We start from the raw sequence: 14,776 nt of genomic DNA, 5'->3' as shown, positions 1-14,776 counted from the left end.
TGTCATGACCAGTACGCAGGAACCGTCCGAGCTGACGTCACCTGTCCCCGGGCAGCCGGGCACACCGTCCGTCGAGTACCGGGTCACACGGATACGCCGACGCCTGGAGCGCCTGATCGGGGTCGCCGCGACCGAGGGCAACGCGCTCACCGCGTTGCGCAACGGAGACGAGATCTTCGCCGCGATGCTGACCGCCATCCGCCGTGCCGAGCACACGGTGGACATGATGACGTTCGTGTACTGGCGGGGAGACATCGCCCGCGAGTTCGCCGAGGCCCTCGCGGAGCGCGCCCGCGCGGGTGTCCGGGTACGGCTGCTGCTGGACGGGTTCGGCAGCCGGCTGATCGAGACCGAGCAACTGGAGACGATGGAGCGGGCCGGCGTGCAAGTGGCCTGGTTCCGCAAGCCGCTGTACCTCTCCCCGCTCAAACAGAACCACCGCTGTCACCGCAAGGTCCTCGTCGTCGACGAGGAGATCGCGTTCACCGGCGGGGTGGGCATCGCCCAGGAATGGTGCGGCGACGCGCGCGACGAGAACGAGTGGCGTGACACGCACGTCCAGATCCGCGGACCCGCCGTGGACGGTGTGGCCGCCGCGTTCGCGCAGAACTGGGCCGAGTGCCATGACGAACTCTTCGACGAACGGGACCGGTTCGTCGAGCACCGCCCGCAGGGCGACGCGATCGTCCAGGTGGTGCGCGGCTCGGCCAGCATCGGCTGGCAGGACATGCAGACCCTGATCCGCGTCATGCTGGAGTCCGCCGAGGAGCGCTTCCGCCTGGCCACCGCCTACTTCTCGCCCGACGCGTACTTCGTCGAGCTGCTGTGCGCCGCCGCCCGGCGCGGGGTCCGGGTGGAGATCCTGCTGCCGGGACCGCACACCGACAAGCGGGTCTGCCAGTTGGCCGGCCAGCACCACTACGAGGACCTCATCGCCCGTGGAGTGAAGATCTACCAGTACCAGCCCACGATGATGCACGCCAAGGTCATCACCGTCGACGGCGTCGCCGCGCTGATCGGTTCGACCAACTTCAACCGCCGTTCCCTCGACCACGACGAGGAGATCATGCTCGCCGTCCTCGACGACCGGTTCACCTCCACCCTCGACGGCCATTTCGACGCGGACATCGAGGTGAGCGAGCCGGTCCGGGCCGGTCGCTGGAAGAGACGATCCGTCGTGCAGAGAGCCAGGGAGATGGCGGTGCAACCCATCCGCCGTTTCCTGTGACACCGCCCCGCGCCGGGGTAGAGGGATGTCGATCTGGCCCCCGTGGAGAAAGAGCCGAGGATGACCGACGACGCCTATCTGTTCCTGCTCGACGACGTGTCAGCGCCGCTCGGCGTGGCCCCCGCCGCCGTCGACGGTCTCACGTGCATGGAGACTCCGGCGGTACGCGCCTGGCTGGACGCCCAGGGCAGCGCGCCGAACTCCCCGCACCTGCGCCTGCTGCCACCGGAGGAGACCGCCGCCATTCCCGAGGGCGCGGAGCGTCTGCCCGTCCCGCTGAGCGACGAGGAACTGAGCCGGGTACGCCACCAGCTGGCACCCGAACCGCTCGCGCAGGTCGAGGAGGAACTGCTCGCCTACCGCGACAGCGCGGACGGCCGGGACGGGCTGATCGCACGCGCGCTGGCCGCCGGTGTGCCGCCGCACCGCATCGTCGAGCTGACCGGGGTGGACCCCGCCACGGTGACGGCCGCAGCGAACGGCTGACGACGGGCCGCACGCGGCCCCTGCGGCCCGGTCGGCGGCTCGGGTGAGGAGGGCCGGGGCAGCCGGACTCGGGCGGAGACCGCGATGGCCGGGCGCCGCGCGGGCAGGTACGCCTCGGCGCGAAGTGGCCCAGGAAGAGGGGATGTTGTGCGCCCCGGCAGACCAGGCGGCCGAGGCCGCCAAGGCCCACTGTGCCCGGGGCGAGCGGTTCCTCGCGGACGGTGGGGGAGAGGCGTTCGCCGGAGCCGGAGCCGGAGCCGGAGCCGGAGCCGGCCGTGGAGCGGGCCGGATCGCGGAGGCCGGTGCTCTGCGTCGAGCCCGGCGCACGGTTCGGGAACGCCGCCGAAGCGGGTCGACGGTCTTCCGAGCGCCCGGCCCGGGCATCGGTCGGCGGTAGTGGCAACCTCCCAGGGACACGAGGCGCCGCCGGCAGGCGCGGGACACCGTCCGCGTGGACCTCGCACCGCGTTCAGCCGGCGCACGGACCGCCCCCTCCCCGGCCCGCGAGACCCCCGGGGGGAACTTCCTCGGCCGCCAGAAGCACGCGACGCGCCTCGATCTCGACCGCGACGATCCGTACCGACACCTCCTGGCCCACGCGGACGCTGTCCGCCGGGTCCTCGGACGCCCCGGTGACGGGTACGAGCCCCTCCACACAGTCGGCGACACCGACGAAGTATCCGATCGGCGCGAGTCTCGTGACCGTGCCCGGGATCACCTGGCCGACGCGCTCGGCGAATGCGGGAAGCAGGTCCTCGTGCTCGGCCCATTCGCGGAGTGCGATGCCCACCTGGTGCTGGTGCTCGGCGTGCCAGACCACCTCGCCGGTGACGCGCTGTCCCACGAGCGGCAGTTCACGGCACCTGGGCATCCTGTCGACGCGTGCCAGACCCACCGCCTCGGGGTGGCCGTCGACGGCGAGGAAGACGCCGAAGGGCTGTCTGCCGATGACCTCACCGGTGACCGCCGTGCCGACCGGCAGGGAGCGGACCGTCGCGGTCCAGGCCGCGTCGCCTCCGGCCGGCGTGGGGCGACCGTTCTCGTACGGCCAGGAGTACGCGGACATGAACCGATCATGACACGGGACGGCCGGGAGTGCGGGATGGTCAGGCGCCGGCCCGGGTGAAGCGCAGTGTCGCGGAGATCGTCGCCGAGCCGCGCATCATCCCCAGTTGGTTCCAGCCCATGCCGAACTGCTCGCGGTCCACGGTGAACGAGGTCTCCAGCGTGAGCCCCGCGGCGCTCGACTCCGTCAGGCGCGCGGTCAGGGAGTGCGACCTGCTGATGCCGCGCACGGTGAGCTGACCCACCACCTGCACGGTGTCACCGTCGCGGAGTTCGGCGCCGCGGACCGCGAAGGTGATCTCGGGGTGACGATCGACGTCGAAGAAGTCGGCGGAGCGCAGGTGTTCGTCGCGCTTGGCGTTCTTGGTGTCCAGGGAGGCGGCGTCGAAGGTGACCACGCCGACCGCGGAGCCGTCGGGCCGGACCTCTCCCTGGCCCCGGACGGTGCCGAAGGTGCCCTTCACGTTGACGAGGCCCCACATGGTCCTGTGCTGTACGGCGACGGTCGAGGCGGTGGTGTCGAGCTGCCACAGTCCGGTCTCCACGGCGACGGTCATGGTCTTTCTCCACTCGGCGAGGTCGTCCAAATTTGTATGACGGAAGCTAGCTCGTTATCCGAATTTGGACAACCCCTGTTATTCAAAATTGGACAACAGTTACACTTGGCGCATGGCCGACCCCGACAAGCAGCCCGCCCGCCTGCCCGAATGCCCGTCCCTGCGGGCGGACGGGCCGCTGCCCGCCGAGCTGCACGCCTGGATGCTTCTGCTGGCGGCGACAGGTGCGGTGGAGCAGCGGCTGCGCGCGGTCGTGAAGGAGCGGCTCGGGGTCTCGCACGACGAGTTCCTCATCCTCTGTCTGCTGGCCGCGCGACCCGAGGAGGGGCTGCGGATGACCCGGATCGCGGAACTCCTGGGCCGCCCCAAGACCCGGCTCACCTACCAGATCGCCTGCCTCGGCCACGCCGACCTGGTCACCCGCGAGTCGGTGTGCGGAGACAGGCGCGGCATCCAGGTCGCCCTCACCGACAAGGCGCGACGCCTGCTGGAGGAGGCGTCCGGCTCGCTCGCCGAGACGGTCACCCGCGCTCTGGGTGAGTTCATGGGACCGGCCCAGCGCGAGGCGCTGCGGGGACTGCTGCCGGGCCTCGTCGACGGGTCTGCCGCCGGGCCGTCGGGCCCGGTGCCCGCGTGAGGTGAACCCGCCTTCCCCGTCCTCCGCGCGGTCGTGGGGCCGTGGAAGCCGCCCGCCATGCGCTCACATAGACGGACGCCGACGGGGAACCCGTACGCTCCCGACCATCGAGGGAGACAATTCGTGATCATCGCCGCAGTAGTCGGAGTGTGTGTGGTCCTGGCCGTGCTGGCCTTCTTCGTCCCCCGCCTCTCCCGTCACCCCGAGCGCGGCACGCAGCGTTCGCTCGGTACCGGGTCGCGGGTCGGCGGCAAGGCGCCCGGCGTCCTGGGCAGGCTGTTCAGCAAGCCGTTCCGGACGAGTTCCCGCGCCGTCGGCCGTAGCGGCTCGGCGGGCCGCCGTACCCGAGGCCGTATGCCGTTCTGACCTCGGCAAGCCGTGCCGTCCGGCCCCGCCCGGATCGGGCGAGGTCTCCACGCGGGAGTGGTGTGATGAACGCTGAACATGCCGACGGGCTGCTGGACGGACTGACCGTGGACACCAGCCGACGGGAGCGGCCGGTCCTGCTCGACGGGACCGGCCGCCCCCTCACGACATGGCGCGAGAACCATCCCTACGGGCGCAAGGTCGGCCGCCAGGAGTACGAGCGGCGCAAGCGCGTCCTGCAGATCGAACTGCTCAAGCTCCAGCGCTGGGTCAAGGAGGCCGGCGCGCGCGTGATCGTGGTGTGCGAAGGGCGCGACGCGGCCGGCAAGGGCGGCACGATCCAACGTCTCACCGAGCGGCTCAACCCCCGCGGCGCCAGGGTGGTGGCCCTGGACAAGCCCACCGAACGTGAGGCGGGGCAGTGGTACTTCCAGCGGTACATCGCCCACCTGCCGACGGCAGGAGAGATCGTCTTCTTCGACCGGTCCTGGTACAACCGGGCCGGCGTGGAACGCGTGATGGGCTACTGCTCCAAGGACCAGTACGAACTGTTCCTCGAACAGTGCCCGGCCTTCGAGCGGATGCTCGTCGACGACGGCTTCCTGCTGTGCAAGTTCTGGTTCTCCGTCTCCCGCGCCGAACAGCGCACCCGTTTCGCCATCCGGCAGGTCGACCCGGTGCGCCAGTGGAAACTGTCGCCGACGGACCTGGCCTCACTGGACCGGTGGGACGACTACACGGAGGCCAAGGTCGACATGTTCCGGGCCACCGACACCGAACAGGCACCCTGGACCGTCGTCAAGAGCAACGACAAACGCCGCGCCCGGCTGGAGACCATGCGCAGCCTGCTGTCGCGTGTCGACTACGGCAACAAGGACCCCGAGGTGGTCGGTACCCCCGATCCGCTCATCGTCGGCGCCGCCAACACCCTCCTGGAACCGGGTGAGGAGGACACGGCCCTGTCCCCGACCCCCCTGTCCCCGCGCACCGACGGGCCCGGCAGCCACCCCGGATCCACCTGACGGCCGGGCACGCCGCCGTCGGCTGTACCGTTCTCCCGGCGGCAGGATCGCGTTCTCGCCCGGGCTGCGGGGAACGACGGGGAGGAGACGTTCTCGATGGGGACCGTCGTGCACGTCCCGCAGACGCGGGACATGATCGGCGAGGAGCTGTCCGGCGACGAGGCGCTCAGCGCGCTGCGCCACTACGGAGGCCGCCGGCTGCTCCTCGACGCGTTCGCCCGGTTCCGCTACGCCGACGGCTTCACCAACTCACGTTCGCTGGCGTTCCAGGTGGTCCTGGGGCTGGTGCCGTTCACCATCGCGCTGGTCGGCGTGGCCACCACCGTGCACACGGAGAGCGTGGGGCGGATCATCGAACTCACCCTGGGCCAGATCGTGCCGGGCGCGAGCGCGAGCCTGGTCGAGGACGCGCTGGACGGCACCGCGCGCAGCGCCGGGTCCGGCGTCTGGAGCGCCGTCGCGATGTGGGTGGGCCTGGCCTTCGCCGTCCTCAACCTCGCCTCGGCGATGGGGCAGGTGGAACGCGGCGCCAACCGCATCTACGGCATCGAGCGCGACCGGCCGTTCGTGCACAAGTACGGGCGGTCGCTCCTCCTGGCCCTCGCCGCGGGCATGCCTATGGTGCTGGGGTTCCTCGTGCTGGTCGCGGGGGACGCCCTCGGGAACGCGGTGGTGGAGGCGCTCGGCTGGCCCGAGAACAGGCTCGACTGGCTGCGTCCCCTCGAAGTGCCGTTGGGCGTGGTCCTGGCCTGGGTCGCCTCGGCGGTGATCTTCCGGTGGTCCCCGCGCAGGGACCAGCCGGGCTACACCTGGCTCGCGTTCGGCTCGGCGGTCCACCTGGTCCTGTGGATCACGGCCACCTGGCTGCTCGCCCTCTACGTCGCCGAGAGCGGCTCGTTCGGCGCCGTGTACGGGCCGCTGACCGCGTTCGTCGCCCTGCTGCTGTGGGCCAACCTGACCGGTGTGGCGCTGTTCCTGGGCATCGCCTTCGCCGCTCAGCTCGAAGCGGCCCGGGCCGGCATCACCGAGGCCGTGCGTCCGGACCCCGGACCGGGGCCGTGACCCCGGCCGCCGCGGGACGCCCGGCCGGGACGGGGCGAGGCGATCCGGAGTCCTCGCGGTCCCTGAGTCCGCGCAGGGCCTCACGGGCGGGATGCCCGGAGCCGCGCCGGACGCGTACGCGGTATGCCGACACGTAGCTGCCCCGGGCACGCGCGTGTCGAACCCGGCGGACGCCGGTGCCTCAGCCGCGCGGCAGGAACTCCTTGCGCCACTTCGTGAACTGGCGCGACGGATCACCGGTGAAGGACCACGGAGTCCGTGTGGCGCGCCGCCCGACGAGGTGGAACAGCGACCCGGCGATGTCCGTCAGCCCGGCCGAACAGGCCGCGTGGGTCAGGTAGTTGAGGTCGCGCACCTCGGCCGGGGGAGGGGGACCGTCCGGCCGTCCGGTGATCCAGCGCTGCCAGGTGCGCCGTACGTCGCTGGCGGCGCCGTCGTGGCTCCAGTGCTGACCGATGCCGACCCCCGTCGGCCGTGCCCCGTTCTGCTCCAGCAGGGAGCGGTACTCCTCGACCCGGGCGTACTGCACCAGCACCGGCAGCGGGGACCCCGGCGGGGCCACACCGGCCGCGTCCCGGGCGAAGTCGTACATCAGGCCGTGCGAGCCGTGCCAGCGTGACGAGTAGTAGTGCAGCACCTGGAGGTGGCCCTCCACGCTGAACGGGTCGCGGTCGTACAACTCGTCCCACCAGCGGGCCAGTTCCTGGCGACGCACCCCGCCGCTGTAGAGCCGGGCCACCGAGATCAGGGAGATCCACGGCGTGGGGTCGTCGGGGCAGGCCTCGGCCGCCTCGAAGCAGGCCACCGCCGCGCTGTCGATGCGCCGCGGATCGATGGGGACGCCCCGGCCGGCGGTGATGGCCAGGTTGAAGGCCCGAGCCGTCTCGGTGGCGGCCCGCAGCACCAGGGCGTCGGCGCTGCGGGGTTCGGCGGCGAGCCAGGACTCCACGGTCGAACTGCCGGCGCACGACTGCGCGAGCATCCGGACCCGGTGGCCCCGGGCGACCCACGCCGGGCCGGTCATGCGCAGCAGCTCGCGGGGGCCCTGCCAGCGGCCGATGACGATGTCCTGCCGGGCCGACGTCAGCGGCGCGTCACCGCAGTCGGAGTCGAAGTCGGGTGTGAAGCGTTCGCGCGCCATCGAGTCCCTCTCAGAAGTCGGTCGGGAGACCCTCATGGGCGTAGGAGCGGTCGGCCGCCGCCGCGGCGGCCGCGGCGTCGCCCGACGTGGCACCCCTCCCGACGGCCTCGGCGGCGTCGAGCGGGGCGGGCCGGTAGTACTCGCTGCCCTTGCGCCAGTACCAGAGCATCGGGACCACGCCGACCGCCAGGCCGCCGAGTCCGATCGCCACGGACGCGCTGCTCAGCTCGCCGAGCGACTCGACGAGCACCCAGAACATGAACAGGGCGCCGAGCAGCGGCCACAGCCCGCCGAAGACGAAGTTCGACACGGACCTCAGCAGCATCCTGCGGTAGGCGACGACGACCGCCAGCCCGGCCAGGCCGTAGTAGACGGCGATCTGCAGACCGATCGCGGAGATGGCGTCCGCCAGGATGTCGCCGACCGAGCCGAGCGCGTTGGAGGCGACGAACATCACCAGCGCCACTCCGCCCACCACGGTGATGGCCACGTAGGGGGTGTTCCAGGTGCGGTGGACGCGGCCGAGGGCCTCGGGCATCGTGCGGTCGCGGCCCATCGCGAACAGGGACCGGGTGACCTGGATGAGAGTGGTCTCCAGCGTCGCGATGGTGGACAGCATCACGGCCACGATGAGCAGCTTGCCGCCCAGCCCCGGCCACACCTCCTCGCCGAGCACCGCCAGGACGTTGGCGTCGTTCTGCTGGATCTGGGCGTCGGTCAGGATGACGTTGACCGCGATGGTGAAGACCTCGAACAGCAGGAAGACGACGCCGACGCCGATCAGACCGGCGAGACCGGTGGTGCGCCGGCTGTCGCGGGTCTCCTCGCTGAGGTTGCTCGTGACGTCCCAGCCCCAGTAGTAGAAGGCCGCGATCAGCGCCCCCGAGGCGAAGCCGCTCACCCCGTCGAACTGGCTGAAGCCCAGCCAGGACCAGTCGAAGGACCGGGCGCTGTCGCCGTGCAGCAGCGCGAGCAGGGCGAACAGGGCCAGGATGACCAGTTCCACGCCCGACATGATCAGCTGGGCGCGGACGGTGAGGCGGGCGCCGCCGAGGACGACGAACAGCATGACCAGGAACCAGAAGGCGCCGACCGTGGTGGCCAGCGCGGTGTTGTCGGCCAGGTCCTCGTCGAACAGGGACAGCGTCATCGCGCCGGCGGGCAGGGAGCCGGCCACCATGAAGATGGTCGCGGAGATCACCAGGGCCCAGCCGCTGAGGAACCCCAGGAAGGGGTGGAGGGTGCGCCCCACCCAGGAGTAGCTGGCGCCCGCGTTGACGTCGATGCGGCTGAGGTAGCTGAAGGCCAGGGCGATGCCCAGCATCGGTATCGCGCAGTACAACAGTGCCGCCGGGCTCGCGAGGCCCACCGCGCCGACGAGGACGGCGGTGGTCGCCGCGATCGAATAGGCGGGCGCGCTGCCCGCCACCGCCATGACCACCGTGTCGAACGTGCCGAGGACGTTGGCCTGAAGTCCTCTGCCCCTGGTGCTGCTCATGCGATGCGCTGCCTTCGTGAGGGCACGACGGACGGACGCCTTGGGCCGCCGGCGTGGAGGACTGGGAGGTGATGCTGCCTCGGGCCCGGAGGGGGGAGGTCTTCGGGCCCGGGGCGGGAACGGGGGAGCGCATCGTGCGCCGTAGCCGGCGACCGAATGATCACACCGTGTGTGCGTGTGATGATATCCGCGCTGTTTGAGCGTTCAAGATTGACCGGTGGGTAACCTTCCGAGTTGGCGAAAATTTTCACCACGCCGACGACCGGGGCCTTTGTGGGGCGGCAGTTACGGGTGGTGCCGTCGCCCGAGGAACGGCCACGCAGCCGCCGCCACAACCACGGCCCGAGGAAGTCCACGGCCCAGCGCACCTCGACGCCCCGTGTAGGGCAGGATCTCCAGGCGCTCGACCGGGATGAGCTTCGAGCAGCCCAGGCAGGTGCCGTAGGTGCGGTCCTGGACGCGGGCGAAGGCGGCCTAGGAACCGCCCGACCGGGGGTGCCCCCCGGGAGGAGGAGGTCCTCAAGCTCGTCGCCGAGGGGCACTCCTCCAAGGAGATCGCCGAGATGCTCTTCATCAGCATCAAGACCGTCCACCGGCACCGGGCGAACCTCCTGCACAAGCTCGGCCTGCGCGACCGTCCGGAACTCACGCGCTACGCCATCCGCGCCGGTCTCATCGAACCCTGACACCGCCCGCCCGCGGCCGGAACTCTCGCGCGGGGCAAGCGCGTTGGCACTGACGAAGCACTTACATCAGGCACCGGAACGGGGAGGGGACGGCGCATGGCACGCGGCTCGTCCACCGCCCCTCGCACGGGCGGACTCGGTCCGGCGGCGGCGCTCGCCGTCCTGTTCGCCGTCCTCACCACCCTGTTCCTGCCGCCTTCGTACGGCGCCGCCGAGCACCGTCCGTCCTCCCGCGTGGCCTCGGTGGTCGAGGGCCGTGTCACGTCGGCCTTCGAGATCGCGCGGGCCGACAGCGGGGCGCAGGCGGACGACGGGCACGGCGCGGCCCTGCTCCGCAGCCCCCGTGATGTTCCCGGGGAGCGGCTGTCGCCCCCGCACACGGCTGCCCTCGCCGTACCGCGCGAGACGGTCGGCCCGCCTCGGCGCGGGCCCACGGCCGCCCCGGCCGCCCCGGCCCCGCCGGCCTCGCCCCCTCCGACGGGCCGTCACCAGGGACGCGCACCGCCGCTCCGACCAGGCACCTGAGCTTCCCCTTTCTTTCCGTCGACCGCGGCCGTGTCCGGCCGCGGTGTGCCTGCCGGAGGCCCCTCTTGACCCGCGCCCCGCGCGTCCGAGGGCTGCTCGCCCTCGCCGCCGTCGCCCTGTCCCTCTTCATCGCCCTCACCACACCCGTCCACCTCGGACTCGACCTGCGGGGCGGCACGCAGATCGTGCTGGAGACCCGCCCCAACGCCACCACCGCTGCCGACAGCGAGGCCACCGACCGCACCCTGGAGGTGCTGCGCGGCCGCATCGACGCGCTGGGCGTCGCCGAACCCACTCTCGCGCGCTCCGGCGACAACCGGATCGTCGTGGAACTGCCCGGAGTGCAGGACCCGGCCGAGGCCGCCGAGGTCCTCGGCCGCACCGCCCAGCTCACCTTCCACCAGGTCCTCGGCACGACCACCGCCGACGCCACGGACAAGGCCAAGAACACGGACAAGAACACGGAAGAGGAGAAGGACGAGGAGGAGCGGTCGCGTCGAACCGTCCTGGCCGACGAGTCCGGCCAACTCCTGCGCCTGGAAGCGGCCGCGCTGACCGGCCAGGACGTCAAGGAGGCCGCCGCCCGGCTCGACCGGCAGACCGGCACCGGATGGCACGTGACCGTCGACTTCGAGGGGGCCGGCCGCGACGGCTGGGCCCGCCTCACCGGCCGGGCCGCCTGCGCCCCGGCGGGAGACCCGGCCCGACGTGTCGCCATCGTCCTCGACGACAAGATCATCTCCTCGCCCCAGATCGATCCCTCGGTCGGCTGCGACACCGGCATCAGCGGTGGCTCCACACAGATCACCGGCTCCTTCGACGCCGACGAGGCCAAGGAACTCGCCCTGCTCATCAACGGCGGCGCACTGCCCGTACCGGTGGAGAACGTCGAGCAGCGCACCGTCGGCCCCACCCTCGGCGCCGAGGCCATCAGGGCCAGCGCCTGGGCCGCCGCGGTGGGCACCACACTCACCGCGCTGTTCATCGTCGCCGTCTACCGGCTCATGGGCGTCCTCGCCACCGTGGCACTGCTCTGCTACGGCCTGATCTCCTACGCCACCCTCGCCGCCCTCGGCGCCACCCTCACCCTCCCCGGCCTCGCAGGTTTCGTCCTGGCCATCGGCATGGCGGTCGACGCCAACGTGCTGGTCTTCGAACGGGCCCGGGAGGAGTACGCCTCCCAGCGGCGGCCCAGTCCCCGATCGGCCCTGACGGCGGGATTCCGCGGAGCCTTCAGCGCGATCACCGACTCCAACGTCACCACCCTCATCGCCGCCGGCCTGCTGTTCTTCCTCGCCTCCGGACCCGTGCGCGGCTTCGGTGTCACCCTCGGCATCGGCGTCCTCGCCTCCATGTTCAGCGCCCTGGTCATCACCCGTGTGCTCGCCGACCACGCGGCCTCCAGGCCCTCGGTCCGCCGCCGTCCGCGCCTGACGGGCATCGCCCGGACCGGCGCCGTCCGCGACCGTCTGACGCGCACACCGCCGCAGCTGATGCGCCGGCCCCGGCGCTGGCTGGCCGTCTCCGCCGTGGTCCTGGCCGTCGCCGTGGCCGGGATCGGCGTACGGGGCCTGGACTTCGGGATCGAGTTCACCGGAGGCCGCCTCGTCGAGTACACCACCGCCACCCCGGTCGACCCCGACCGGGCACGCGCCGCTCTCGCCGACGCCGGGTTCCCCCGGGCGGTCGTCCAGACCTCCGGCGACAGCGGACTCACCGTCCGTACCGACCGGCTGAGCGAGGCGCAGGCGGCCGCCGTCACCGACACCATCGGCGCGCTCACCGACCGCGCCGACAAGGTCCGTGACGAGGCCATCGGCCCCAGCCTCGGCAAGGAACTGCGCAACGGCGCCCTGATCGCCCTCGTCGTCGCGCTCGGCGCCCAGCTGCTCTACCTCGCGGCCCGTTTCCGCTGGCTGTTCGGCACCTCCGCCGTCGCCGCCCTCGCCCACGACGTGGTGATCCTCGTCGGCGTCTTCGCCTGGCTGGGCAAGCCCGTGGACGGCGTCTTCCTCGCCGCCCTGCTCACCGTCAGCGGCTACTCGGTCAACGACTCCGTCGTCGTCTTCGACCGCGTCAGGGACCTCGGCCGCGCCGACCGCACCTCACCCTTCGCGGCCGTCGCCAACCGGGCGCTGCTGCAGACGCTGCCCCGCACCGTCAACACCGGCATGGGCGCCGCCTTCATCCTCACCGCCCTGGCGGTCCTCGGCGGAGACTCCCTCACCGACTTCGCCCTCGCCCTGCTCATCGGCCTGGCCGTGGGCACCTACTCCTCCATGTTCACCGCGACCCCCCTCGCCATCGAACTCCACAGGCGCCGCTGACGCGTCGGGCGCGCGGCCGGTGCCGCGCGCCCCGTGGGGTGGCCGTGAAAACCGCTGTCCGGGCGGCGGAGCACGGTGATAGACAGTGGGCGTGACGAAGACTGTGGCCGCGACCCCGGAGTTCCCCGCACTGCTGCGGCTGATCGAGGAGCGCTCCGCCGCGTTCCGGGCCGCGGTCGCTGCCGCGCCCGACCTGTCGGAACGGGTGCCGACCTGCCCCGAGTGGACGCTGCTGGACCTGGTACGGCACCTCGGCTCGGTGCACCGCTTCTGGGCCGCCACCGTCGCCGCCGGCCCGGCCGACGCCCCCTTGCCCGAGGCCGCCCCGGACGCGCCCCGGGAACGCGCGGCCCTGCTGGCCTGGTCGGCCGAGTCCACCGGACAACTGCTGGACGCCCTGCGGGAGTCCGGCCCGGATCGCGGCTGCTGGACCTGGTGGGGAACGTCGCAGTCACCGCGGACCAGTGGCGCGGTCGCCCGGCACCAGGTCCAGGAGGCCGCGGTGCACACCTACGACGCCCAGATCACCACGGGTATCCGGCAGCCACTGCCGGACGAGGCGGCACTCGACGGTGTCGACGAGTTCCTGTCCACCTGCTGCGCCGGGACGGCCCCCTGGCCCCACGAGCCCGTCGCCGTCGACTACCACGCCACCGAGGGCGCCTCCTGGCGCCTGACGCTCTCCGCCGACGGCGCACGGACCACGCGCCTGACCGCCCCCGACGCGACGCCCGCCGACGCCTCCCTGCACGGCACGGCGGGCGAGCTGGTCCTGGCCCTGTACGGCCGCATCCCGGTGGACTCCCTGAAGTCCGACGGAGACCGCCACCTCTTCGACCTGCTCCTGGCCTGGGACCCGGAGGAGGACGAGTAGCCGCACGAGCACCGTGTGAACGCCCTGCTCGGCGCCTGGAGGGACACAGGCCCCCGGGGGTGAGCCGGGGGCCTGCGTCCGGTTCAGGAGGCGTCACCCCCACCTGGCGGCCCGGTGGCCGTCAACGGGAGGGCGGCGCGGCGGCGGACCGGGGCGAGGGGACGGCATCGGCCCGCTTCACGCGATCGAGCCGCCCATCGCGGTGAGCGCCGACTGGTAGGCCTGCTTCTTGTTGCCGTTGCGGTCGAAGAGCAACGGGTTCTCCCCGCTGCGCCAGGAGTCGCTGTCGCGGATGCCCCAGACGGTGATGCCGGTGCAGCGTGGCACCTCCATGCACGCCCGGACCGTGTTCGCGTACGCGGACGCCGGTGCCTGCGCGATGTCCAGCTCGGTGATCTGCACGTCCACACCGAGCGCGGCGAAGCTCGACAATGTCGTCCGGAAGCTGCCGGGGGGACCGCCGGCGCCGAAGTGCGCCTGGAGTCCGACACAGTCGATGGGCACGCCCCGGGACTTGAAGTCGCGGACCATGCGGTAGACACCCTGGGTCTTGGCGGCGTTCCAGTCCTCGATGTTGTAGTCGTTGTAGCAGAGCTTGGCCGCCGGGTCCGCCGCGCGGGCGGTGCGGAACGCCTGCTCGATGAAGCCGGTGCCCAGCACGTCCCGGAAGACCGAGCTGCGCATCTGGCCGCTGTTGCCGTCGGCGAAGGCCTCGTTGACCACGTCCCAGGAGTGGATGCGGCCCTTGTAGCGGTTCATCACCGTGGTGATGTGGTTGTTCATCACGCCGCGCAGCGTGTTCGCGTCCCTGATGGAGTTGACCCAGCCGGGAAGCTGCTGGTGCCACACCAGCGTGTGGCCACGCACACGCTGGCCTCGGGAGGCCGCACGGTTCATGATCTGGTCGGCGGACCCGAAGGTGAACTGGCCCCGGGAACGCTCGGTCGCGTCCCACTTCATCTCGTTCTCGGCCGTGACCGAGTTGAACTCCCGGTCCAGGATGCCGGTGTACTGGCCGTCACCGAGGCGTCCGGCGGCCACGGCCGTTCCGAAGTACCGTCCGGACTGGGCGGCCTGGGCGCCCAGGGTGGACGCCTTGACCGCCTTCGGCGCGCCGGCCGCCGAGCCGGGATCCGCCTGCGGTGCGCCGTTCGCGATGCCGGGCGTCACGAGGGCCATGACCGCTGCCAGGCCCAGTACCGATGCCCGGCGTCGGCCGAGCCGTTTCCACTGGTTCATCGTTCTCCTCGTACGGTCGGGGTGCGGGTGCGGGTGCGGGTGCGGGTGTGGGTGGAGCGGGTG

13 protein-coding genes and 3 pseudogenes are annotated in these 14,776 nt (G+C 71.9%); 10 read left to right on the top strand and 6 right to left on the bottom strand.

Going from position 1 to position 14,776, the window contains the following annotated elements; all coding sequences use genetic code 11:
- The first annotated feature begins 4 nt into the window (after positions 1-4).
- A complete protein-coding gene (locus ACZ6BB_RS22445) occupies positions 5-1,228 on the top strand; it encodes a phospholipase D-like domain-containing protein (protein ID WP_471616911.1) in 1,224 nt (407 codons plus the stop codon).
- A gap of 60 nt (positions 1,229-1,288) precedes the next feature.
- Positions 1,289-1,714, top strand: coding sequence for a DUF6003 family protein (locus tag ACZ6BB_RS22440; protein ID WP_471616910.1), 426 nt, complete (start codon positions 1,289-1,291; stop codon positions 1,712-1,714).
- Between the two features lie 469 nt (positions 1,715-2,183).
- On the opposite strand, the gene ACZ6BB_RS22435 is transcribed toward ACZ6BB_RS22440, so the two are convergent.
- Entirely contained in the window at positions 2,184-2,780 is a 597-nt protein-coding gene (locus ACZ6BB_RS22435) for a S1 RNA-binding domain-containing protein (protein WP_471616909.1), read from the bottom strand.
- A gap of 40 nt (positions 2,781-2,820) precedes the next feature.
- A complete protein-coding gene (locus tag ACZ6BB_RS22430) occupies positions 2,821-3,336 on the bottom strand; it encodes a YceI family protein (protein WP_471616908.1) in 516 nt (171 codons plus the stop codon).
- Positions 3,337-3,448: 112 nt separating this feature from the next.
- Between ACZ6BB_RS22430 and ACZ6BB_RS22425 the strand changes: the two genes are divergently transcribed.
- The 4 genes from ACZ6BB_RS22425 (at position 3,449) to ACZ6BB_RS22410 (ending at position 6,423) form a co-directional block, all read left to right on the top strand.
- Complete coding sequence (locus ACZ6BB_RS22425) at positions 3,449-3,973, top strand: MarR family winged helix-turn-helix transcriptional regulator (RefSeq protein ID WP_471616907.1); 525 nt, start codon at positions 3,449-3,451, stop codon at positions 3,971-3,973.
- A 123-nt stretch (positions 3,974-4,096) separates the two neighbouring features.
- Complete coding sequence (locus ACZ6BB_RS22420) at positions 4,097-4,339, top strand: DUF6411 family protein (protein WP_471616906.1); 243 nt, start codon at positions 4,097-4,099, stop codon at positions 4,337-4,339.
- A 65-nt stretch (positions 4,340-4,404) separates the two neighbouring features.
- Positions 4,405-5,361, top strand: coding sequence for a polyphosphate kinase 2 (gene ppk2, locus ACZ6BB_RS22415; RefSeq protein WP_471616905.1), 957 nt, complete (start codon positions 4,405-4,407; stop codon positions 5,359-5,361).
- Between the two features lie 96 nt (positions 5,362-5,457).
- Complete coding sequence (locus ACZ6BB_RS22410) at positions 5,458-6,423, top strand: YihY/virulence factor BrkB family protein (protein WP_471616904.1); 966 nt, start codon at positions 5,458-5,460, stop codon at positions 6,421-6,423.
- Between the two features lie 181 nt (positions 6,424-6,604).
- Here the strand turns inward: ACZ6BB_RS22410 and ACZ6BB_RS22405 are convergent, their stop codons facing one another.
- The 3 genes and pseudogenes from ACZ6BB_RS22405 to ACZ6BB_RS22395 all read right to left on the bottom strand — a co-directional run.
- Positions 6,605-7,564 (bottom strand): hypothetical protein, encoded by a 960-nt coding sequence (locus tag ACZ6BB_RS22405; RefSeq protein WP_471616903.1) that lies wholly within the window; start codon positions 7,562-7,564, stop codon positions 6,605-6,607.
- 10 nt (positions 7,565-7,574) lie between these two features.
- Entirely contained in the window at positions 7,575-9,062 is a 1,488-nt protein-coding gene (locus ACZ6BB_RS22400) for an APC family permease (protein ID WP_471616902.1), read from the bottom strand.
- Positions 9,063-9,347: 285 nt separating this feature from the next.
- A pseudogene (locus ACZ6BB_RS22395) lies at positions 9,348-9,533 on the bottom strand (hypothetical protein); the annotation flags it as partial.
- Positions 9,534-9,562: 29 nt separating this feature from the next.
- On the opposite strand from ACZ6BB_RS22395, the pseudogene ACZ6BB_RS22390 reads away from it, so the two are divergent.
- The 4 genes and pseudogenes from ACZ6BB_RS22390 to ACZ6BB_RS22375 all read left to right on the top strand — a co-directional run.
- A pseudogene (locus tag ACZ6BB_RS22390) lies at positions 9,563-9,748 on the top strand (response regulator transcription factor); the annotation flags it as partial.
- 96 nt (positions 9,749-9,844) lie between these two features.
- Positions 9,845-10,273: a hypothetical protein gene (locus ACZ6BB_RS22385; protein ID WP_471616901.1), complete on the top strand. Its 429-nt coding sequence runs from the start codon at positions 9,845-9,847 to the stop codon at positions 10,271-10,273.
- Between the two features lie 65 nt (positions 10,274-10,338).
- Positions 10,339-12,600 (top strand): protein translocase subunit SecD, encoded by a 2,262-nt coding sequence (secD, locus tag ACZ6BB_RS22380; protein ID WP_471616900.1) that lies wholly within the window; start codon positions 10,339-10,341, stop codon positions 12,598-12,600.
- Between the two features lie 103 nt (positions 12,601-12,703).
- Entirely contained in the window at positions 12,704-13,474 is a 771-nt protein-coding gene (locus ACZ6BB_RS22375; RefSeq protein WP_471617017.1) for a maleylpyruvate isomerase family mycothiol-dependent enzyme, read from the top strand.
- Positions 13,475-13,654: 180 nt separating this feature from the next.
- Here the strand turns inward: ACZ6BB_RS22375 and ACZ6BB_RS22370 are convergent.
- A pseudogene (locus tag ACZ6BB_RS22370) lies at positions 13,655-14,713 on the bottom strand (glycoside hydrolase family 10 protein); the annotation flags it as partial.
- Positions 14,714-14,776 lie beyond the last annotated feature (63 nt).

This window comes from Streptomyces sp. NPDC041108 (assembly GCF_055592645.1).
This window is presented reverse-complemented; position numbering and strand designations above follow the sequence as displayed.